The sequence below is a fragment of the Kribbella sp. NPDC051137 genome (assembly GCF_040682535.1).
Lineage (GTDB): Bacteria > Actinomycetota > Actinomycetes > Propionibacteriales > Kribbellaceae > Kribbella > Kribbella karoonensis.
The window spans coordinates 498,972-520,356 of the sequence record NZ_JBFBBI010000007.1; the positions used below are offsets into that span (position 1 = coordinate 498,972).

Sequence of the window (21,385 nt, forward strand, 5' to 3'; positions counted from 1 at the left end):
CGACTCGTTCGCGGACTCGATCGCACCATCGGCACGACGCGACGACCTGTACCGACCGTCAGGCCGATGAACCTGACGCCTCGCTGCGGGCGTCCACGGCGACGCGGTGGGCGAACTTCCGGTGACGAGCCAGACGGTCCAGGGCTCAGTGTCAGCGGCCGACGGCTTCTCAAGCGGTTGTATGGCGGACCGCCTGTATGTCGACATGACCGGCCAACGGCTGGTACCGACGCGTCTGGTGACTAGCGGTGAATGGCACCGCATCTCAAGCTGGCTTCGATGAGCGGCGCCGACCTGATCTGCGGATCGCGGGTAGATCATCGCGCCCGTTCTGTTCGGCAAGAGCATCTGCCGAGAGCCGCCGGTAGGAATGTAGGAGGCGAATCAGCGCATCCGGATCGGTATCTGCGGCGCTGACCATCGCGGCCAAGATCTCCACGCGTGACGTCCGCTCGCCGGCCAGCGCTGCCAATCGCACCAGGACATTCAGGCGGGTGTCGACATCCAGTGGCCAGGCGATCGAAGTCGTGCGCCGTTCCTCTTGATGACACAACTTGTCCACGGCCCTCCGTTCGTGACAGAGATATATAAAAATTATATAATCAAGCATGCCGGTCACGCTGCAGAACCGAGAGAAGTCGGGTCACCTCTACGTTGGGTCACCCCTGCGAGTGGCCGGCCGAACGCTGAGTCCGACGGCTGTCTTCGACACGTACTGGCGCTTTGCTGCTGCGAGGCAGCAGGTCTACGAATCGCGACTGGCCGGGAAGCCTCAGCCGTGGACGGATGACGCGATCCTCATGCAGCATCGGTTCACGAACTGCTTCCGCGCGGCAGATCGTGTTAGTCAGACACTCATCGCTGACGTGATCTACAGCGGACCGGTGGCCTGGGAAGAGATCTTCTTCCGGACGATGCTGTTCAAGGTCTTCAACAAGCAATCGACCTGGAGCCTGTTGTCCGCCGTACTGGGCGAGATCTCCTGGGAGACCTACGACTACCGCCGATACGACGATGTGCTCTCGAAAGCGTTCGCCAAGAATGATCGGCTGTACTCGGCGGCGTACATCGTCCCACCGCCGGCGTTGGGGGCTGATCGCAAGCACCGCAATCATCTCCGGCTGCTGGAGATGATGATGAATTCAGGTGCGCCGGAGCGCATCCTGACGGCGCCGTCGATGCGGCAGGCCTACGATGTACTGCTTGGCTACCCCGCGATTGGGCCGTTCCTTGCTTATCAGTACCTGATCGACCTCAACTACGCCGACGAGATGCCCTTCGCCGAAAGCGACTTCGTGGTGCCTGGGCCCGGCGCGAGAGACGGCATCCGCAAGTGCTTCGGCCCAGCCGCAGATGGAATCGAAGCCGACATCATCAGGTACATGGCTGACACTCAGGCCGATCACTTCGAGCGGCTGGGACTGTCGTTCGGAGGGCTGAAGGGCAGGCCGCTACAACTGATCGACTGTCAGAACCTGTTCTGCGAGGTCGACAAGTACGCGCGAGTTGCGCACCCCGATGTGCAGGGGCTCAGCGGCCGCAGTCGCATCAAGCAAACCTATCGACGCGACCCCGAGCCGCTGACGGCATGGTTCCCGCCCAAGTGGGGTCTGAATCTCTAGATAGACACCATCGGCTCAGTCTCGCGGAGCAGCGGTCGGACCAACCGGGTCTTCTCGAGCCACGCGTAGCCGGCCATTACGGTCAACGCGCCGGCCCGCAGACCTGCGCAGCCCGCGACATGGGCAAGGAGACGCCCGAGGCCGATGTAGTTCCCGTACGCCTTGTCCAGCATGTAGTGGTAGCGGTAGAACGCGGTCAGATGGACAGTTCGACCCTTCTCCAGTTGGAACGAGCAGTGGCTCAGACAGGGAAAGCCTCGGGTGTAGTTGTCGTGGCCTCCGCGGTGCACGTGCGCGTCCATCGACAGGATCGGATCATCGGCGATCTCGCTGTCGAAGGCCGGGTGGGCAACATCAACTTCGTACGCGGCCGTCATGGGGCCGCGGGACGCTGCCTCGCTCTTGAGTCGTTCGATCACCTTTCCCAGTTGGTCGATGGGGGGCTTGCTCCCCGGGCCGGGATAGGCGATCAGCCGCCCGAAGTAGGTGTCGCGGTGATTCTTGGGAAACAGCCGGACACGACCGTACATGTTCCTGTAGCGAGTGACGAGATCCGCGTGACTTCCACTCGACGCTGCCAACGCTCGGGGGAAGATCGTGTTGGCGACCGTTTCGATCGTCGCGTAGTCGTCGGCCGGCAGTGCGCGCTCCCGCACTCGTTCGAGATCGCTTCGAAAGGTTGCATCGTCCTTGCTTGGGTCAGTGATGCGCACGACCGTGTGGAAGGCGGTGCGGTCCGGATTTGTCCTGCGGTCCAGCTCGGTGCAGGCCGCGATCCAAGCAGCCGTGACGTCGGGCTTCTCAACGACGAACGTGTACATGGAACTCCTCGGGTCTGGGCAGGCCGACGGGACCATCATGGCCAGATGTCGTCGATGCCACTTCTGCAGGACTCTCGTGCTAGCCGGAGCGCCAGCGGTTCGTGGCTTGTTGACGTGTGCAGGGTGACAGTGGAGGTCGAGGTCAGCTCGTCAGTGACGGCGACTGCCGGGGCATAGCCGGCCTTGCCGGACTCGGTCCACGGTGTCAGCTCCGGTGAAGAACCGAAGTGCGCGTCGGGGATGTAGAGGACAAGGACGTCCCCGACGTCCACATGAAACACTTCATCGACCGTGCTGGGGAGGATCACGTGTACGTGGGCGGTGCCCGCGACCGGTCGGCCCCCAGTCAGTTCTCGCTTCAGCTTCGAAGGGGGAATCGAGGCCCACTGGCTGGCCGCAGCCCGTGAGATGAGCCTGAGGTTAAGCAATTGCCGTACCGTCCCGGCGTAGGACGTTCCGAGCGCTCGACCGATCAGATAGGCATGTGTCGGTTGCAATGATCGCTCCCCGGCGACGCGTTGCGTCGCGGCGAGAACTGCGGGCTGCGGCATCAGGAACCAGGCGGCGAATGCTTCGGCGACCTTCTCGTGATCTGGCCAGGTGCCATCGCCCCAGGTGATCGAGCGATCGAGCTCGTCGTCGGCGGCGGTGTCGTGGTGCAGGCGATGATGCCCGAGTTCGTGCGCTGCTGTATGCCGCTGGCCGGTGATATCCAATCCGGAGTTGAGTAGGACAGCCGGCCCGTCGTCCGCTGCAGAGAGATAGACCCCGAACAGTCGCGGCATCGACTTCGCCATTCCGATCAGGCCGGCAGTACCCAAGGCCCGGTAGACGGGGACATACGTCGTACGGTCGATCTCGAGATCACGGTGGGCCTGATTAGCCGCCATGCCAGCGATGCGATGCGCGAGCTTCCAATCCATCGGTCATCCCTGGGGTTTCGGGTCGCTGCCGTCTGCCTTCTCTGCTGCTTGCCGGAAGCGCAGGTATCTGGCGAAGTCGAGCACCTCCTGCTGGTCCCCCTGTGTCAGCTCAGCGAGAGCGCGTGGCAGGCCGGCCAGGACGTGCTCGCCGATGTCCGGTTCATCCTCCTCGGAGAGGAACCAGGAGACCGGCTGGCGATAGAGCTTGGCGAGCTTCTTGAGCTCGAGGCTGTCGACGCGTCGCGCGCCGCGCTCGATGTCGCTGACCGCGCTGCGAGGGATGCCGGTGTTGTCGGCTACGTACTGCTGTGACATCCCCAGGTAATCGCGAGTTGTCCGGAGCCTTTCGCCAAGGCGCTCGAGCTCTGGATCGCGCGAACGAGAGTCGGGTGATAGAGGCGTCATGGTTGTTGCCCTTCGATGATCGAGCCTAGAACGGTCCGCGAGAACGCGCGGACCGATCGAGTTGAGCGCGCAGCCTCGGCGTCGGCTGGAATGCTGATACCGAAGTGCTCTTCTAGCCGGGTGAGGATCTCGACGATCAGTAGAGAGTCCACAGGCAGCTCCGAACCCCCGACCGAGAGCTCGGCCCGAAGCTCGTACGGGTCCTTGTCCTGCAACTCCCCTAGGAAGTCGATGATCACCAAGGTGATCTCCTCGGCGGCAGGGATCTGGGTGCTCAGATCTCCTCCTGTTGTCTTGTTTTCCGACGATCATGTCCTACTATACGACAGTAGTCGAGAAATCCAACAACGTGTCGGCGGATCCGACGAGGAGGATCAGTGGAGTTCGACCAGTACCAGCAGGCAGCCATCAAGACTCTCCAGCCCGCGGCGGAAGGCACGGACCCAGTCACTGTTCCGCTGTTGGGACTGGCTGGAGAGGCAGGATCGGTGGCGACGGTCTACAAGAAGATGCTGCGTGACGGCGCAGCCTTCGAGCAGGGAAAGGGGCAACTACGTGACGAACTCGGTGACGTCCTCTGGTACGTCGCGGCGCTGGCCCATCGATTCGACCTGTCGTTGGACGACGTCGCGGTCGCGAGCATCGAGAAGATCAAGGATCGGTGGCGCACTACCCCGGAATCTGAGAGATCGTTCTTCGATGGGGACTTCCCGGTGAATGAGCAGATCCCGAGGAAGACGGTCGTTACGTTTGCGACGGAGGTCAACGGTGACGGTCGCGAGGTCGTGACCGTCACCAGGGCGGACGGGTCGCCGGCCGGCGACCCGTTGACGAACGCCTCGCGTGTTGACGACGACTACCGCTACCACGACGTCTTCCACCTCGCACATGCAGCGGTGCTCGGGTGGTCGCCGGTCAGTCGATTTCTTCTCGGTTGCAAGCGCAGGAGCCGTCCCGAGTTCGACGAGATGGAGGACGGGGGACGTGCCATCGCGATCGAGGAAGGCATCTCGGCACTGGTCTTCTCGTACGCGGCGCGTCATGGGTACCTTCGGGATGTCAACCGAATCGATCACGAGCTCCTGACCACCATCGGCCAGATGACCGCTCACCTCGAGGTCGGCGCTTGCAGGGCAGCGGACTGGGAGCACGCGATCCTCACCGGTTACAGGGCCTGGTGGAAGCTGCGCTCGCAAGGTGCCGGTCAGCTGGAGCTGGACTTGAAGGCTCAAACTCTGACGGTGCTGTGATGAGCCGGGGGCTTTGCTAGGTCTGGCGCAACAGAGGACGCGCAAACTGAACACATGGCTCACCGTTAGATCCAAGGTGCTCGGTATTTCGCGGCGATGAGTGGTGGAAGCAGAGCTGGCTCGAGGTCGGACTCGGCAAGCAGGTCTCGGACTGCGTCCTCCTGAAGATGGACGACATGGAAAGCGAGCTCAAGGTCGGTACGGTCGAATCCAGCGGCGGACCTGCTCAGATAGAGACGAACAAGATCGTGGTCTCCGGGGCGGCTTCCGAACGACTGCCGGAGTGCAGCCTGCGCCACCGTGTTCCCGGCATCACTGTCGAATGCAGGTGATGGTCGGGGCCTCGCCGAACATCAAGTTGTCGGTCGCACGGCTGGCCAACACGATCTTCCATCCGGCTTCCGGATCGGAGGATGCCAGCACGCCGGAGCTCAGTCGGCCGAGCGATGTCTGAAGCCCAATCCGTAGTTCTGCGACGGATTGTGGGAGCGCTTGATTGTTCTTGTGGACCTCGGACGACCGCAGGAACTCGGTCTCGAAGAGGTGGATGAGACGTTCCTGGCCGGAGGTAACGTCGTAGTCATTCGACTGCCACAGCTGACTGATGCGTGCGCGCAACAATTCCCGTGCGGCTCGCCGTACGGAGCCCCGTACGAACATCAAGTGGTTTGGAAACGCAGCCGCGTTCAAAGATTCTCGGTACGCCTTGAGAGCCCCCGTCAGGACGAACATGTCTAGTGCTTCCCTTAGCCCCTCAGGTCCTGCATCGACATGCCGGATGGATGAGTGCACGCTGAAGGCCGGCCAATCAACCCCCGTGGACGTTGCTTCGTCGCCGATTGAGAACAGTTCGCGCGCACCGACGTAGCCAGCGGGCCGCGGAAGTGACGTGACGAAGTCGCGTGGGAAGGTGTGCTCCGGCATGCTCGCATTGAGCAGAGCAGCGGTGAGGGGAGTGCTGCTGAAAGAGATGTACTGGGCTCTGGGCAGCATCGCGAGCAGCTCGGCAACGGCCTTGTCGATTGCCGAGGACGGTCCGCGGCTGGCCTCCGCGTCGACGATGAGAGCAGGAACCTCGTCGAGCGGCGTGCCGATCCCGGCCAGGTCTCTGGCCAGCTTTCTCAGTACCGCCTTGTTCTTCTTCACTACCATCAGCCGGACGGAGGCACTGTCAATGTTCTCCTGGCCGAAGAGCGGACGGCTCTCCACTCGCTTCTCGAACCGGAGGGCGCCAAGGTGACTTGCCAACCGTTGGTAGTCCATTTCAGGGCTCGTCAACCGGATGATGCCGGCAGTGTCCGGCAAGGATGGCAGTTCCTCGTCGAGACGGCGTTGGAGTTGCTGCCGCACGAGGTTGGTTGCACCGCTCACGACGATCACCAGTCGGTAGCCGACGTCAATTGTTTTGGCGATCAGGCCGGCGATGTGGGCCGCCGCTCCACTTTGTGCGTATGCCAGGACCAATCCTCTTGCCTGGTACGGCGTCTGCGCGGACGGATCAGCCAGCGACCTGATGGCCTGGTCCGTTGCCGAATCGACACTCGCGATCGCTGCGGTGCTCCATCCCGGGCCTCGAGCAGCCGTGTGTACTGGCGCCAGTAGGGGTGTCGGTGTTCCTCGGGGCAGTACCAGGGCTGCCGCTCCTTCATCGGGACCACGACGTTCTGCTGGGCCGGCCTCTTGAGGCGGGAGAGCTCGGATTCGAATTGAGAGATTCGTTGCTCGGCGCCTTCGAGCAAGGTGCGTGAAGCGACGAGTTCGTTCTGTGTGCGTTCCAGTTCGAGCTGAAGGAACGATTGCGCGGACGATGTCAGGCCCGACGGCTGCGTACTGTCAGCGGCATCGAGTGCCACGAGCCGGTCGAGCTCGGCTTGCACCTCGCTGAGTGTGCGAAGCGTCGCGTTGTGGGCTGTGATTGCAGCCAGTTTGTTCAGCTCGGCGGCCTGGAGCCTTTCACGAGCCTGGGCGGTTTCTTGCTTCAGTCGGGTGGTGTGACCCCGGTTGCGCGTCCTGTGCTGTCCGATAGAGCTGGATGACCCGGTCAGCCTCACTGCGAAGGTCTCCACGGAGTCTGGCAACTTCATAGACCAGGTCAGTGACGAAGTCCTCTGGGGGTAGGTTCGCGGCATTGAGATAGCGAGTGATCGCGCTGGGGGTTCGTGCCTGCTTGGCGGCATAGCCGCGCACGGAGATTCCGAGGCGCGCAAAGTGCTCGCGCAGTGCGAGCGCCAGCTCCCGGCGGACCGGTGAGACGTCTGTTCGCACGGGTCCCAGACGACCTCCGATGTGCTGCATCCATCATTCATAGCCGACCGTGCCGGACAGCGCAGGTGTTGCACGCGCTTTTGCAACGCGTCGCACTCGATGCACCACCGGGACCAGGCTCCATCCTGGGCCAGCGACGAATCATCGTTGAGGAGAGGAATCCATGGTGGAGCAGGAAAAGCCCCAAGGCCGGTCGATCGCTACTGCACGTGCCCTGAGTCGGCGACGAAGACTGCGCGGAGTCCGAACCGAGCTCGTCCTCGGCCTGGCGCGAGGCATGGCGACTGCGCTCGGCAGCGCCTTAGTCTCAGCTCTGATCTGGTGGATCGCACATCGGTGAGCGTGGCGATGATCAACTGGGGCTCTAGCTGCTCGAGCTTGCCCTGCCGCGAAGCCAGCAATTGCCCCGTTAGGCAGTGTGAAGTAGGTGGTCTTGGCGCCGGTATGCATGGCGGTGTGGAGGAAGTGAGGTCCGAGATGTTCATGATGACGACGACCTGGTGATCTGACTAGCCGTTGCGACTTCGCACTCGCTGGCGTCTGGCGTCGGCAAGGATCCTCCAATACCTCGCCGAGAAGGCCGAAATGCGGGCAGGAACGAACGAATGATTGTGGCGTGCTCGGTTGCCCTTGCGACCGCGTTGGAAATCGCGAAGCTGTTGAGAGTGCCTGGGCGCTGGTCGCCGGCTCGGTCGGCTTGGCGGCGGTGATCCTCGACGTCGCAGGGTTAACAGGGTGAGTGGCGCGATGCCCGCTCCGGCCCAACCACGCCACCGGGCAGTGCTCAACGATGCGCTCCAACGATGGCCTCGAACGCCGCATCGTCTGACGGACTCAGCCGGTTTCCATGCGTCAGTCGCAGCGCTCGCATCAACCGAAACAGATGTCAATCGAGCTGACATCAGGCTACTCATCGGCGCCCAGTATTGCGTTCGTGAGATCGCGATCCTTTGAGAGCACGTCGCACCACAGGGTTCAGTGGGGCAAGCGGCAAGAGGCTGCGGCAGTTGCTGCCCGCGGAAAGATCTTCAAATTGGGGCCAGATGCATGCTCATGGAGCGGCAATGTTGCCTCAAACGTTTGCGGGACGAGGTGGACTGCTACTGAGTCGCTGCGCCATCGGCGGAGTTCGACAGAATCTCGACTCGGTCATCCGCAGCCCATCTAAGCAATGTTGGTCAGCGGCGGATGCGAGTTCCGCCTTCAAGCAAGCATCAGATCGCGGCGATGCTGCCTGGGCGCAATCAATACCGCACGGTATCGAAAGTATCTCGCAGTCAAGCCCTTGCGCCGTAGATACATGATCCGATCTTGCAGGCCTATATGGCGCGCTGTAGTCTTCGGGCGACCTAGAGAGGTCAGGGGGAGTGAGGCGTGACAAACGCAGAACCGACGCCCGGGGGAGATGGGCCCCGAACGGAAGGCGAGACACAGACTGCAGCGCCAGGCAATAGTGTGTCTGCTGACGTTTCCGAGAAAGTTCTTCTGAAGGAAATCGCATTGCGTGAGGCGAGGATCCGGCTCGTTTGGCGCCCGTTCTTCACTTTGCTCGGCCTGGCCGCTGTTGTGGCGGCGATGGCTCTGCCGGCTGACGTTCTCAGTGGCAAAGAGACCATCGTCAACCTAGAACTGGCACTCACGGTCACGGTTTCCGTGTCGCTAGCAGGATTTGGCACCTGGATCTGGGGTAATCGACACAGGCGCCGCGCAGATCGCTTGGACACGCGGAACAAGGACCTAACGCGAGATGTCAAGGAGCTCAAGCAACGGCTGAGGGACAACCAGCTCTCTGACCGGGTCTCGCGCTGATGGAAGCGCCGGTTGGGGTAGCGGAATCGCGGCGAGTGCGTAGTGTAGGTGGAGCGGACCACGATGGGGGCGAAGGATGATCAGCGTGTTGTCACTATTATTGGTTGCGGCGGTCGCCTTGTGGGTTGCGGTGATCGTTGTCTTCCCGGCGGCTTCAGGCGCACGCTTCGTCGCACAGGTTTCTGAGATCCGAGACGAGTGTGACGACGCTGTCCTTCAAGGCGACTTGCCTGACATCGATGCTGTTCGCCAGTTTATTGCGAAGACCGACGTCATGCTGAAGGATCCATACCGCCTGGGTGGTACGTCTCGTGCGATTGCAGTCATCGTCACGATGAAAGCGCATGGCATCGATCCAGCGAGAGACCTGGCGCCGCCCTATTTCGGGCTCGATGCAGAACAGTGCATGATCATGGATGCCTTCGATCGGCGCCTGGTGAGTGCGTTGGCTCTGCATCTGGCAGGCGGGTCGATCTTCTGGTGGGCGCTCCGACCCCTGCAACTGCTTGGTGGAAGGGCTGCCGAGCGTATGGAGCAGTCGCTGTTTAACGCTGACCGGGCGGCGCGCGGTTACAGCAGGGCCCTTGACGAGCATCCATCTCTCACGCACGCGGCTTAGCAGTTGGCGCGCGCCACTGGGTGCGGGGGGCCAGAGGGCCTAGAGGTATGGCGTGACGCCGTTGTGCAAGCCCTCGCAGCGCGGTCCGTTGGCCAGTTGCGTGCTGCGACTGGAGGGAGTTGCCGTTCGCTCGTCCTGTGCCCTGCCGTTGTTCCGAGCGAGTCAATCTCGCGGCGGATGCCGAAGACGGGAGTCACCCCATTCGGCCGGCGTGCTGATCGACTCACGAAACTCGCACACACCCAGACGCCGCTGGAATGGCGTGGTCTGCATTTGTGCGCCCGTCGACTCCCGGTTTCAAAGCTCGCCCGATCACACCCAACCGGATCGCGACTCGGTGACTCCACCGGCCGCTTCGGCAACGAACAATGCCGTTCTGGTCGGCTGGCGGTCGGCCCGCGACCAAAGAGGCGCCACGACGAGCTGGACAAGCGATAATACGACAGTGGTCCATGCCAGAAGGCGCCTGATCCCAGTCGAGAATCGTTCGTGGCTCAACTGGCTGGCCGCTGAACGAATCCTTGCGGATATGCACTCCTCCTGATGCTCGCTGCGGGGGACAATCGCGCTGATCTGATAGATCCGTGGTGCACGTGCAGATGCACGTACTAACGGCGTGTGCACGATCGCTCTCTCGGCCAGCAGCGTGGCCGGGCGGCCGCGTTTGTACTTGCGGCCGGGACCGAACCGGCGGACTGCTCGACGACGAGGCCTTCGCTCATGGGCTCACCGATGATCGTGGACACGGTCGACGGAGCGGGAGAGGTACATCGGGCCAGCTGGGCTCGAGAAGCGGCGCCGGCCTGGGCCAGGGCACGGGTGATCCGATCGCGGGCGTCCGCCCGGCCCATCATCGTGATCCTGCCGTCTTGTGCCTGTGCATGGGCTCCTCGGCCACCGGGCCAAGCTGTCCCGCCGACTCAGCTGACCCGACCAACCAGGTCCTCAGTACTCGAAGTTGTTGATCCGGTCCTCGAGCTCGGCGAACCGCTCCACCTCTTCGAGGAACGCCTCAGAGCCTTGAGCGATCGCATCCCGCATCCGTTCGCGATGCTCAGCATGGAACGCCACCTGCAGGCCGCCCTCGATCCACACGAACGCATCCGAGAGCGGTCCGGTGCGCAGAAACTTGTCCACTGCATCGAATACCTCGCACGCTTCCGCGAACGTGCTCGGCGCTTCAGAGATGACGGTCGCCTTGATCGCGCTCGCGCCCTCAGCCAACCGCGCCGGTATCGCACCCATCGGCGAGTGCACGAGCAACGACTGTTCCTTCTTTCCGAACCCGCCGTGTGCGTCGAGATTCCTGAACTGCTCCGCAGCGTTGCGGAGTAGGTCGAAGGTCTTCTTCGCGTCGCCGTTAGGGGCAGCCATCGCGTCGCGAAGGACGTAGCGCCACTTGTCCGACCACGGGTCGCCGATTGCCGTGGTCACCGGCTTCTCTGCAGGGTCCCAATGAGGGGTGAATGGCAGTGCTAGGACCAGGACGTGTTCCAGCCAGGAGAAGTAGGCCGACGCCATCGCGGTCAGGCAATAGCCCACGTTCAGCGGGCTGAAGAAGGGGAGGAAGTAGTGCTCGTCCTCGGGATCGCCTCCGGCCGCGCGGATGGTGATATCGATCATTTCTTGGCGGATGTCTGCGTCTCCGTGGCCGTCGATCAGAGCCTGGCCTTGCCACCGGAAGAAGTTGTAAGCGCCGCGGAGCCGGCCGTTCTGGTTCATCAATGTGACGTTGCCTGACTCAACCTGACTCTGCACCAGGTCGTTGAGCACCTTGGATCCGAACAACTGAGCCGCCTTCCGGACCGCGGCGGTGAAATCAGCGACGAGCGCGGCGAGGTCTGGGTCGCTGCTGAGATCGACCCGCTTGGATGCGATAACCCCAGGAGGCGGTGTGAACGGCTGGTTCTCGGTCGGTGTGAGTTCTCGATCCGTCTCGACCATCACCCTGAGTCCGAACTTCGTCGACGCGAACGACACATTCGTGTCCCTGAACCTTCCGCCGACTCGCCATGCCGTCTTCTCATCCCAGCCGCGCTGATTCACGAACCCAGCCCAGACCAGAGCGGCGTGCGCCAGCTCAGGCACAGGAAAGTCTCCTTCCTGTACCGGGGACCGTAGTTCGCCCTTCTGCCACGGCCGTCCGGGGTCGTCGGGTGCGAACTCGGCGAGGATGTGGCCGAGGATGCGTTGGGTCTCCTCGTCCGGCTGGAGCGATGGGATGTCCACCTACGCAACCTACAGCGATCGGGCCATGTCTGACCCAACGAGTTGCAGAGACGTACGCCGGCGCCTGGTCGCGAAATTCCGTAGGTGCCACCAGGCACCGGCTGCCAAGATTGCTCAGTGGGAACGCAGATCATGCTGAGCCTCAACGACATCAACATCGACTACGGCCAGAACAGGTACTGGAAGAGCCACTACTGGCTTTTTCCGCCCGGAAGCGAAGCGAACGTACCAACCGAGTACGTAAGCGGAGTCCAGCTCCTGCCCGGGTACGAAGCGTCGCTGGCCGACGTCCGTTTCCGCCTGTGCCACCTCGGATACTCATACGCGGAGACCAGACGGAAGTTCGACACCTATGTGCGCCGGTGGCAACGCACCGACGACGACCTGCAGATCACCTACGACGAGTTCCACGACACGATGACCGGCATCGAGTTCGCAACGCTCACCTCCGACGACCTGAAGCGCTACATCTGGGACTTCAGAGACTTCATCATCGATCGGCTCGCGACGGTCCAGCGCGACAAGCATGTGCTCGAAGACTTCATCTACGGCCTCGACTTCTCCATCACGCTCCGCACGTTGTGCGACCGGTCAGACAATCTGCAACTGCCGGTGAGGTGGCAAACCCAAGACCTCATCGACAGCGGATGGGTCACGCTCGAGGACCTCAAGGACATCGACCGACAGACATACATCGACAACCACACTCTGCTGTGCGGCCGCATTCAGGATCACGTCGGCATCTACGGGCTGAAAGCGTTCGACAGTTGGTTGCACGCCCAAGGCATCCCGAAAGCGGCCCCGTACAAGCGGTCGTATCCCGGCGGCCGTCCGACCCAAGAGATCCTCACGCTCCCCGTCGCAGTGCGCCACAAGATCCATCACCCCGAGAACACCCACAACACCCTGCTCGACGAAGAGCTGCGAGAAAGCACCGAACTCCTCCCCGGCATCGTCAAACAACTTCCATCTCCTGGCCTTGGCTTGGTCTAACTCGCGAGTCCCCGCAGATCGGCTGGAGTTGCGATCTCAGGCGCAAACGAAACGGCCAGCTCTCTAGGATCTCGTGCACCGATCCCACGACCTGGCTCGACACCAGCCCCGGCACCTCGACCGGTAGGCTGCTCTGACGCTCGTCGGCGGCCCCTGGCGTTCCCCGTTGCCTACTACGCCGACAGCGCGTTCTTCGCCGGATCGCATAACCACTTCGAGCGGGGCTGCCGACGTTGCCGATGGCAACTACATGAAACCTCCTGGCAACAGACTGCTCCGTTACCTGGGGTGGCTGCGGCGACCGCCGCCCTGGCTGGGACTGGTCGTACTCCGACGGGTCCGCAGATCGACCAGGGACCGATCCGTACCGTCCGCACCGGCCCCACACGTAGAGACGCGCCAATGGAAGCTACCGTATTCGGCCCGTCGAAGCGTGAAGCGCAGACCGACGCAGCAGATCGGTTGCTGACGATTCTGCGTGAACCCGACCATAGACAGCGTGCGGCTGGGGCCAGCTGAAACCGAGCACCGGTCATGCATTGACACCGATGTCCTTGCTAGCACCCTTTCCTGTGACGTAGCGCGTGGCGCAGCATGGCACCTCAACATGACCGCTCAGTCACCTCCGGACGTGCCTGGTCAATCATCGCATGCGAAGTCGATGAGCTTCTGATACGACGTTCGGTCCTCGTCCCAGACCTGGACCAGTTCGATCGGTCTCTCACGGAAGTCGACGTAGCTCAGCACCGGTTCGGCTTTGGCTCGTGAGATGGCTACGAAGAACTCCGACATCGCTGCGGTTCTGATACCCCAGAACGGCTGCGTTTTTACGACCTTCTCGAACTCGAGACCCTTGCACTTGTGGATCGCGAGGACCCGTACAGCGTCTGACTCGGACAAGCGTCGCAAGGCGCCGATCGCGACGAGCATCACGGTCGGAATGAGGGCAGCGTCGGGTTCGAGGGCCGGCAGTTCCGCGGCGGAGGGCAGGATGTCGTCGCCGCGGGGACGGTGATCGGACCGGCGGCGTAGCCCTGCACGATCAGATCTGCGTGTCTGGGTGTGCCACCGTTGTCTCGGGAGGCTCCGGTGCGGACAAATGATGACGCACTCGCTTGATTGGGCGAGTGTCCTTGACCTGGGAGAGCTGCCGGTCAGCTGATGTGTTCCCCGGTACAACGCCGCGGAATCGGTCGAAGATCGGTGGCCGTCGATCGACCGCGAAGTCGGCATAGACGTTATTAAGTGTCGCCTCGCTGAACGCGATGATCGAGATGGCTCCGGGCAGCGCGAGGAAGCATGCGCCGACAGTGGACAGCGCGTTGGTGTTCCCGACTCCGATCCCTGCGAGGATTGCGATCACGATCGCCAAGATGGATGTACCGACGCAGATCGTTGCCAGACGCGAAAGGAGCTGTCGGACGGTCCGATGAGATGCCGGATGAGCCGGAAACATCTCTGGCTTGAGCCTGGACGCGGTATTGAGGAAGGCGCCGGCGCCTAGCAGGGCGAATACGGCAGACGCGATCCACCACGCGACTGTCCGGCCAAGGAGGAGCGGCGGCACGATTTCGGCGACGCCGAGGATGACAGGTATGGCGGTGTCTCGAAAGGTTGGGGACCAGCGCATGATCGTGCTGAACCACAGATACTCGTATGACACGATGATGAGTCCAGCTAATCCGAAGAGGGACATGGCGACCGTCTGTGGTACGGCCTGCTCTCCTGCTCGCTTCAGGTAGTTGACGGTTTCAACGGTCAGGACGCTCAGTGCAACGCCTTGGATGATGCTGATATTCATCAAGTAGCCCTGAGGAAAGATCTCGATCGAGCGCTGCAGCAGGGTTTCGCGATCAAGCGGCTGCAGTACGCCGCCCACGCCATCGGCCGGGCTGCCCGGTGGGTCAGGGAGTGTCTGCTGCGATCCGGTGTCCTCTGCTGCGGGGACGATTTCTGGCGTTGCCAGCACCACAGCCACGATCAGAAGTCCGGGCAGTACCAAGCCGACAGCCAAGCTGACAGCGACCAGCGTCGTCTGTTCGGCTGACTCCCATGCAGAGTCGGGTCTTGCCATCATCCACCCGGCTGCCACTGGGCCGACGATGCCATAGGTCAGCAGGGCAGAGGCTGCCAAGGTGAATGGCCAGGACACGATCGGCGCTGCGGAGGCGTCAGGCCACCACTTCCTGAGCTTGCGTCGTCCGGCGGTCAGCGAGACGGTGAGCAGCACGACGAGCGCGGGGGCAGTCCAAGCTACGATCGTGAGGTTCCTGGGACGGTCGCCTCCGTACATGATGCTCAGGTAGTCCAGGCTCGTCATCGTGAGCAGCAACGAGACGGCCGCCGCAACCCCGAGCACCATGTACCTGGAGAGCGCTGCGAGCACCCGGCGGTCGTGACTTGCGGTCGGCTCATCGCCAGTGCCATCGGCATGGTCGGCCATCAGCCAACTGATTCCGGCCATCAGAGCAAATCCGCCGACGCCGAGCATGCCGGCCGCGGCCATGCCCTCGCTCCACACCCGTTCGCAGAATCGGTCCGTGGTCAAGCCTGTGACCGTGCCGAATAGATAGCTGTCGAACGCTAGGACGACGAAGGTGGCCGCGAACAGACCTAGGGCTTGGCTGCTCCGCGACCCCCGGCGTGCGAAAAGAATGACGATCCCTGAGAAGATAACTGCCGCCAGAACGCCGGCCAGCTGCGAATTAGCAGCCGACGACGTGATGATGCTCCATCCGGTGCCGTTCCCCGATGCACAGCCGCCATTGTCCATGTGTTCCCCCGGTCTCACCATCGGACTGAGGGAACAGAGCGTTACAGCGCGCAATTTATGACCTGGATCGGCTCCGTCGCGGTGGTTTCTTCCGCGCCTGGCCGCCGGGCAGGAAGCTCTGATGTCGAAGTGCACGGCAAGATGCCAGATCTTCTACTCCGGCTGGTCGTCGAGTCAGCAAGCACGCAGTGTGCCTCGCGATGTTGATTGCTGGTTGGGAGCTCGACGACGGCCGAGCGCTTCGAGGATGACGGAACACCAATCGGTCGGTGCTGTTCGGCCCGACCGGCGGATGCGAGTGCCCGCCTGGAGGGATCGTAGGAGAGGCGCCGCCGACGTCGACAGGGCTGCACCGCCTACCTCATCCTCGAATCCGTCTGCCTCGACTGGGCGCCAGCCCCGGGCCTGTCCGTGTCCCGGTCTCCTGTCGCTCCCCACCTGATCTCCGACTACGTGGTGTAACAGTCCCCGGAGGAGTTCCGATATAGCCCACTGCAGACGCGGTGCTCGCGTGTGGTCGGTCAGGTACCGCGCGTGTCGCCGCTGGAGTGGGAGTGGGGGAAGGCGCGGATGCGCATTGATCGGGTGCAGGTCAGCAATCACAGTCGGATTCGTGACCTGAGCCTGCAGTTCCGCACGCATGCGGTGATCGTCGGTGCGAATGATGTCGGGAAGACGTCATTGCTGCGCCTGCTGAACCTGCTGTTCGGGTGCACAACAGCGCAGCTATTTCAACGGCTGTCCCTCGACGACCTTGAGAACCTAGGCACCGAACTGGTCGTAGAGGCCCGGCTGATGGACTTCGACGATGTGGATCGGAGGCTCTTCCATCGCGAGATCTCGATCAGCGAAGACGACCAGAGCGAATCGCTGCGGGTTCAGCTGGCAGTCGGTCCCGATCCGGCTGACGAGACTGCGGTCATGATCCGACGGTGGTTCCCGGAGGGCGGACACTCGGCGGGACCGTCACGGGACCAGCTCGCACGGTTCGGATGGAGGTACCTGCCTGCTACGCGGGCCGCAACCGCTGGATCGTTCGATGGTCCGAACAGTGCCCTGCAGAGTCTGCTGCAAGCGATCGACCTGGGCGAGCAGGAGACAGAGCTCGTCGGACTGATGTCGAGTTTCAATGACCGACTCGACAAGGTCGGCACGATCGATCAGCTTCGTGGGGACGTTGCGAGCCACCTGTCGCGGGCTATGCCGCGTTCCGTCGACAAGGACGAGCTGGCTGTTCGCACCAGCATCGATCCTGCGGCTGATGTACTCGGTGCTGTCTCGATGTTCTTCAAGCGCGATGAGGGACTGGTGCCATTGAGCGAGCAGTCAGACGGTCTGCGGCAACTTATCTCGATGACTCTGTTCGATCTGGCTGAGGGCGCGGCGAATGTCGTCGCGATCGACGAACCGGAACTTCACCTTCATCCTGCAAGCCAACGCACCGTTGCCGATTTGTTCGCTAAGTCGACCAATCAGAAGATCCTGGTGACTCACTCGCCCTACATGGTGCAGCGCTTCGAGCCACTGCATGTGATTGCTGTGGGGCCGGACGGCACCTGCAGCCAGATCGCGGATGAGAAGCTGGATGCCGTCGGCAAGCACCTCGCGAACTGGTGGTCTCCACGTCTCCTCGAGGCCCTCACCGCACGGTTCGTGATCCTCGTCGAGGGGGCATCAGATCGCGTCATCGTCGAAGCCGCCGCCGAGCAGCTTGGGGTTCACCTCGATCGGCTCGGAGCGGTGGTGGTCGACCTCGACGGGGCGCACAAGTTCCCGCACGTTTACAAGTTGATCGGGAAGGATGGGTTCAAGGTTAAGCTGCTCGGGCTCGTCGACGAGGCTGAGAGCGCGATGTGGCAAGGAGCGATCGGCGGACGACCACGAGATGTCTTCGGCAGCCAACTGTGGGTCTCTGCGCCGGATCTCGAGGCGGAGTACTGCGGCGCGCTCGGCGGGCCTGGCGCCGCGAGGGCGCTCATCGCGTCGAGAATGTGCAGTGAGCGCACCATCCTGCAGGCATGCAATGCGTCCGACCTCGACCATGTAGATCCCACAGCTGTCGCTCACTACTGCCGAGGCGACGGGCGCAAGGTCACGGCGGCGGTCGCCATTGCGTCGCAAATGACACAGTCGTCCGCGGCTGCCATCGCCAGCGTGGCCGGCCTCCTCGCCGAACTGGCCAGGCTGGGTGCCTAGTGCCCGTCGATGAGGGGCAGCGTGCCGCTGCGACGACCGAGAACGCGAACCTGCTCGTGATCGCACCTCCCGGATGCGGAAAGACCGAGCTACTCGCGATGCGCGCGGACGCCTTGATCCCGCGCCTTCAGGCTCATCAGAAGGTCCTTGCCTTGACCTTCACCAACCGGTCCAAGGCAAACCTGAGTAACCGGCTGCGGACCGTCCTCGGTGAGGCGCGGTACCGACGCTACGTCAGCGTTCGAAACTTCCATGGCCACGCGGCTGAGATCGTCTTGTCACACGGCCGGACGATCGGACTCGACCCGGATCGGCTCGCGATGCCGACGACGAAGACCTTCGGAAAGGCGATCGCCGCCCTGTCCGATGACAAAGACGATCGCGACGAGGCAGCGCAGTTGCTTGCTGACATCAAGCGGGGAGCCCGACACGACCCAGAGGTCTTGGACCTCATCCGCCGATCCGGCAATAGACTTGCTGAACTGGTCGAACTGGCCCGATCGGCAGGAGATCAGCTGCACTACGACGATCTTCTGCGCCATGCGCAATGCCTGCTGCGTGTAGACGAGGTCGCCCGCCTCTATCAGCAACACTACGGTGCGGTCCTGGTCGATGAGTTTCAGGACCTGTCACTGCAGCAGCTGGACATCGCCCTGCGGACAGCGAATACCACACGGACTTTCGCAGGCGACCCCCTTCAGGGCATCTTCTCCTGGGCAGGCGCAGCGCCCCGGGAAGTGGAGCTGCAACTTCGAGACCTGGCGGACGAACCCATTCACCTGAACGTCTCGTATCGCTCCTCACCCGCGGTGCTGGCAATGGTGAACCGAATCGCTCAGCCAATGGGAGCGGTTGCGCTACGGGCCTACGACCCGCCGGCCTGGCCGGACGGAGGAGCAGCCGCAGCGTTCACGTTCTCCGCACCGGAGATCGAGGCGCAGCGGGTGGCGAACTTCGCTGCACGCGTCCTCGCAGTCGCACCAGAACTCAGCATCGGGATCGTGAGCCGTGCCAGCTGGAGGCGCAAGGAGATCGACACTCAGCTCGCTGTCCTCGATGTGCCACGTCGTCACTGGGATCTGGACATCGAAGATCCGGCGATCTATGAACGGATTCGCGTGACTGTCGAGGCCTCGCGGCGGGGTGCGACAGTTGACGACGCCCGCGAGGCGGCGATCGCGGCGACGAGTCCGGACGACGTGGACACCCTTGAACAGCTGAACGACGCCTTCGACCAGTTGGAAGCCGTCGGTGCGCCCACCGCCAGGAAGGCACTGGCACAGTTCCGTCCGGCTGCTGACGACGCGGCCGTCGGACCGGGCGTCCATCTTCTGAACGCGCATACCGGGAAAGGGCAACAGTTCGACTGGGTCGTCGTAGTCGGCTTGGAGGAGGGTCACCTGCCCGACAAACGGTGCGTGGAGGATCCCGCGAAACTGACCGAGGAGCAGCGGGCCCTCCTCGTCATGCTGTCCCGTGCACGACACGGCGTCATCGCTACCCGTGTCGCCCGGCAGAATGGCTGGTATGGCCCGTACGCCGTACAGCAGTCTCGCTGGTGGGACGACCTGGCTGCTGCTGCGACGATGACGTCGGCACAGCTGTCCGCTCACCTCCAACGGATGTATCCGAAGTGATCCGGCGGCGGCGTTCCTACCCAGAGGTTGAGCAGAAGGTCGGTGCGCTCGAGCTTGCTGGGACGGCCTTGAGAGGTTGTCGGTGGTGACCGATAGCGTTCGTGGTGATAGTCGGATTCAGGGGGCTGAGGATGGGTGCGTCACGGTTTTATTCGGCAGGTGTGCGCGCCGCCTTGTTCACGCTGAGTCGCGGTCGATGCTACGAGCCGACATGTCAGCAGCTGGTCACGCGGTTCATTGACGGCGAACCGAGCGTCAACATCCAGATCGCGCACATCCACGCGCTTGAGGACAACGGGCCGCGGTTCCTGCGCTCGATGCCGATCCCGAAGCGCAACGGCTTCGCAAATCTCTTGCTGCTTTGCCAGGCACACCACAACCGCATCGACAGCAAGACGTACGTGCACAAGTATCCGGCCACTCTCCTGCGCAAGTGGAAGCAGGATCGCGAGGGCAGTGCGGGGGAGGCGCTCGCCAACATCCAGATCAAGGACGACGCCGAGCTTCGGACGTTGTTTGCCGACGTTCTGCAGGAAGTGAAGGCGGAGTTGCTGGAGGCCATCCAGCGAGTCGAGAAGGTCAGCTTGGACCAGGCGGCGCTACTCCGCACCCTGGTGGACGAGTCGTACGGCTGGCCTCGCTTGAATGAGGATGCGATTGCCTCGCTGGAGCGCTCGGCCAAGATGCTGGTGACTTTGGAGGACACCACCGGCCTGCTGGCTACCACCGCCCGTTCGATCAACGAGGACACAGTCACGTCGATCCGCTTTGCGGTCGAGGATTTGAAGAGGGCCGTAGACGAGGCGAAGTACATTGAACAGTCGCTCAACACCTCGCTGGAGGGCGACCAGTTCGAGGACGAGCGAAGTTCGTCGCCGGTCATTCACGTAGACACGGGAAAAGACTGGCGGTACTTCTTTCGCGGTGTGGGTGTCGGCGCGGCCCTTGTCGTGGTCGTGATTCTCGCGATCGTGATCACCAACGCGGTCAACGGTTCCTGAGCTCGGGGTGGCAGCTCGAAGGTGGCAGACGCGTCGTGAATCGGAGGCCGTCCGCTCTGACGGCTGGTGCGATGGCCGCCGGACGGCTGCAGCTGCTCGAGGTAGACCGCCTAAGGGGAGTTTGTGTGACGAAAGCTGTACGTCCTCGGGCTGGGCCGGCACGAGCATGTGGCGAAAGCGAACCGCCGAGGCTGGGGGAGTGCGACTGCGATCGCTGGCGTGGTCGCCCTCCTTGGTGTGGCGCTCGGACTGCGGAGCCGAGAGGTCCCCAAAGCCGCTCGCGCGATTGCCTTGCCCCGCGAAGGCAGGAACTTCTGTCGTGCCTTTCGAGGACGGTTCGGCGGAGTGTCGGCTCGGTCACAAGCTGGACAGGTTGGGAGGCGACATTCTTCTCCAGTTCCGAGACGGCGTCGCTCGCGGAGCCGCTGGCCAGGCCTTCGTCGGCAGTACGCAACGCGGAACTCGATGCAATCATTCATGTAGACATCCCCTCGACCGGACCGCTTCGCCTGCGTCGCATGGGGTGGCCCATTGCAGACATGCGCCCGCTCGAGCCTGGTCTTTCCTCGCCTCCGTGCCGTCCCTAACCGGTTCGTACGAGGCAGACATTGTGGTGCGCTATTCGACTGACCGTTCGCAGCTTCGTATTGGTGACTCGCAGGCACGCCGGGTCCTCTTCACCCGACTGAGCTAACGTCGTGACTTGTCAATGATGCGCGAAAACTCTTACTGGTAAGGGATTCATTGATGGTCTAATTCGCATCGGATCTCATCGATCATCATCCTCTCGCGCTGATTAAGGTGCGAGAGGTGAGTGACGGCTCTGCCGGGACTGCTAAGTC

The 21,385-nt window shown here is 62.7% G+C and carries 19 protein-coding genes; 9 read left to right on the forward strand and 10 right to left on the reverse strand.

The window, feature by feature from the left end; genetic code table 11:
* Nucleotides 1–265 precede the first annotated feature (265 nt).
* A complete protein-coding gene (locus AB0M51_RS37760) occupies nt 266–562 on the reverse strand; it encodes a hypothetical protein (protein ID WP_363753202.1) in 297 nt (98 codons plus the stop codon).
* Between the two features lie 46 nt (nt 563–608).
* Between AB0M51_RS37760 and AB0M51_RS37765 the strand changes: the two genes are divergently transcribed.
* On the forward strand, nt 609–1,622 hold the full coding sequence (locus tag AB0M51_RS37765) for a nucleotide kinase domain-containing protein (protein WP_363753205.1): 1,014 nt from the start codon (nt 609–611) through the stop codon (nt 1,620–1,622).
* Here AB0M51_RS37765 and AB0M51_RS37770 read toward each other — a convergent pair.
* The 4 genes from AB0M51_RS37770 to AB0M51_RS37785 are packed head-to-tail and all read right to left on the reverse strand — an operon-like array spanning nt 1,619 to nt 4,010.
* Nucleotides 1,619–2,443 (reverse strand): hypothetical protein, encoded by an 825-nt coding sequence (locus AB0M51_RS37770; RefSeq protein ID WP_363753208.1) that lies wholly within the window; start codon nt 2,441–2,443, stop codon nt 1,619–1,621. The genes AB0M51_RS37765 and AB0M51_RS37770 overlap by 4 nt on opposite strands.
* Nucleotides 2,444–2,478: 35 nt before the next feature.
* Nucleotides 2,479–3,366, reverse strand: a complete 888-nt coding sequence (locus AB0M51_RS37775) for an ImmA/IrrE family metallo-endopeptidase (RefSeq protein ID WP_363753211.1) — start codon at nt 3,364–3,366, stop codon at nt 2,479–2,481.
* Nucleotides 3,367–3,369: 3 nt separating this feature from the next.
* On the reverse strand, nt 3,370–3,771 hold the full coding sequence (locus AB0M51_RS37780; RefSeq protein ID WP_363753214.1) for a helix-turn-helix transcriptional regulator: 402 nt from the start codon (nt 3,769–3,771) through the stop codon (nt 3,370–3,372).
* The gene (locus tag AB0M51_RS37785; RefSeq protein ID WP_363753401.1) at nt 3,768–4,010 is read right to left on the reverse strand and encodes an acyl carrier protein; all 243 of its coding nucleotides are present in this window, start codon (nt 4,008–4,010) and stop codon (nt 3,768–3,770) included. Before AB0M51_RS37785 ends, AB0M51_RS37780 begins: the two co-directional genes overlap by 4 nt.
* 138 nt (nt 4,011–4,148) lie before the next feature.
* On the opposite strand from AB0M51_RS37785, the gene AB0M51_RS37790 reads away from it, so the two are divergent.
* Complete coding sequence (locus tag AB0M51_RS37790; RefSeq protein WP_363753217.1) at nt 4,149–5,021, forward strand: nucleoside triphosphate pyrophosphohydrolase family protein; 873 nt, start codon at nt 4,149–4,151, stop codon at nt 5,019–5,021.
* Nucleotides 5,022–5,197: 176 nt separating this feature from the next.
* Nucleotides 5,198–5,353, forward strand: a complete 156-nt coding sequence (locus AB0M51_RS37795) for a hypothetical protein (protein WP_363753220.1) — start codon at nt 5,198–5,200, stop codon at nt 5,351–5,353.
* Here the strand turns inward: AB0M51_RS37795 and AB0M51_RS37800 are convergent.
* Both AB0M51_RS37800 and AB0M51_RS37805 read right to left on the reverse strand, forming a co-directional pair.
* Nucleotides 5,334–6,485 (reverse strand): hypothetical protein, encoded by a 1,152-nt coding sequence (locus AB0M51_RS37800; RefSeq protein WP_363753223.1) that lies wholly within the window; start codon nt 6,483–6,485, stop codon nt 5,334–5,336. The genes AB0M51_RS37795 and AB0M51_RS37800 overlap by 20 nt on opposite strands.
* Entirely contained in the window at nt 6,434–7,087 is a 654-nt protein-coding gene (locus AB0M51_RS37805) for a hypothetical protein (RefSeq protein WP_363753226.1), read from the reverse strand. The genes AB0M51_RS37800 and AB0M51_RS37805 overlap by 52 nt, the downstream gene beginning before the upstream one ends.
* A gap of 1,654 nt (nt 7,088–8,741) precedes the next feature.
* On the opposite strand from AB0M51_RS37805, the gene AB0M51_RS37810 reads away from it, so the two are divergent.
* Together AB0M51_RS37810 and AB0M51_RS37815 are read left to right on the forward strand one after the other, a co-directional pair.
* Nucleotides 8,742–9,095, forward strand: coding sequence for a hypothetical protein (locus tag AB0M51_RS37810; RefSeq protein WP_363753229.1), 354 nt, complete (start codon nt 8,742–8,744; stop codon nt 9,093–9,095).
* Nucleotides 9,096–9,171: 76 nt separating this feature from the next.
* Nucleotides 9,172–9,714 (forward strand): hypothetical protein, encoded by a 543-nt coding sequence (locus AB0M51_RS37815; protein ID WP_363753232.1) that lies wholly within the window; start codon nt 9,172–9,174, stop codon nt 9,712–9,714.
* Between the two features lie 945 nt (nt 9,715–10,659).
* Here AB0M51_RS37815 and AB0M51_RS37820 read toward each other — a convergent pair.
* Entirely contained in the window at nt 10,660–11,943 is a 1,284-nt protein-coding gene (locus AB0M51_RS37820; RefSeq protein WP_363753235.1) for a hypothetical protein, read from the reverse strand.
* Between the two features lie 117 nt (nt 11,944–12,060).
* Between AB0M51_RS37820 and AB0M51_RS37825 the strand changes: the two genes are divergently transcribed.
* Entirely contained in the window at nt 12,061–12,936 is an 876-nt protein-coding gene (locus AB0M51_RS37825; protein WP_363753238.1) for a HEPN/Toprim-associated domain-containing protein, read from the forward strand.
* A 639-nt stretch (nt 12,937–13,575) separates the two neighbouring features.
* Here AB0M51_RS37825 and AB0M51_RS37830 read toward each other — a convergent pair.
* The gene (locus tag AB0M51_RS37830) at nt 13,576–13,869 is read right to left on the reverse strand and encodes a hypothetical protein (protein ID WP_363753241.1); all 294 of its coding nucleotides are present in this window, start codon (nt 13,867–13,869) and stop codon (nt 13,576–13,578) included.
* Between the two features lie 109 nt (nt 13,870–13,978).
* Nucleotides 13,979–15,844, reverse strand: coding sequence for a hypothetical protein (locus AB0M51_RS37835; RefSeq protein WP_363753244.1), 1,866 nt, complete (start codon nt 15,842–15,844; stop codon nt 13,979–13,981).
* Between the two features lie 399 nt (nt 15,845–16,243).
* Here AB0M51_RS37835 and AB0M51_RS37840 point away from each other — a divergent pair, with 399 nt between their 5' ends.
* The 3 genes from AB0M51_RS37840 to AB0M51_RS37850 all read left to right on the forward strand — a co-directional run bounded on the left by AB0M51_RS37840 (nt 16,244) and on the right by AB0M51_RS37850 (nt 20,543).
* Entirely contained in the window at nt 16,244–17,905 is a 1,662-nt protein-coding gene (locus tag AB0M51_RS37840; RefSeq protein ID WP_363753247.1) for an AAA family ATPase, read from the forward strand.
* Nucleotides 17,905–19,542 (forward strand): ATP-dependent helicase, encoded by a 1,638-nt coding sequence (locus AB0M51_RS37845; protein ID WP_363753250.1) that lies wholly within the window; start codon nt 17,905–17,907, stop codon nt 19,540–19,542. Before AB0M51_RS37840 ends, AB0M51_RS37845 begins: the two co-directional genes overlap by 1 nt.
* Before the next feature lie 131 nt (nt 19,543–19,673).
* Complete coding sequence (locus AB0M51_RS37850; protein ID WP_363753253.1) at nt 19,674–20,543, forward strand: hypothetical protein; 870 nt, start codon at nt 19,674–19,676, stop codon at nt 20,541–20,543.
* Nucleotides 20,544–21,385 lie beyond the last annotated feature (842 nt).

Coding starts and splice junctions, on each gene's coding strand:
- AB0M51_RS37765 (WP_363753205.1), top strand. CDS start 609: ATGCCGGTCACGCTGCAGAACCGAGAGAAGTCGGGTCACCTCTACGTT.
- AB0M51_RS37770 (WP_363753208.1), bottom strand. CDS start 2,443: ATGTACACGTTCGTCGTTGAGAAGCCCGACGTCACGGCTGCTTGGATC.
- AB0M51_RS37775 (WP_363753211.1), bottom strand. CDS start 3,366: ATGGATTGGAAGCTCGCGCATCGCATCGCTGGCATGGCGGCTAATCAG.
- AB0M51_RS37780 (WP_363753214.1), bottom strand. CDS start 3,771: ATGACGCCTCTATCACCCGACTCTCGTTCGCGCGATCCAGAGCTCGAG.
- AB0M51_RS37795 (WP_363753220.1), top strand. CDS start 5,198: ATGGAAAGCGAGCTCAAGGTCGGTACGGTCGAATCCAGCGGCGGACCT.
- AB0M51_RS37815 (WP_363753232.1), top strand. CDS start 9,172: ATGATCAGCGTGTTGTCACTATTATTGGTTGCGGCGGTCGCCTTGTGG.
- AB0M51_RS37850 (WP_363753253.1), top strand. CDS start 19,674: ATGGGTGCGTCACGGTTTTATTCGGCAGGTGTGCGCGCCGCCTTGTTC.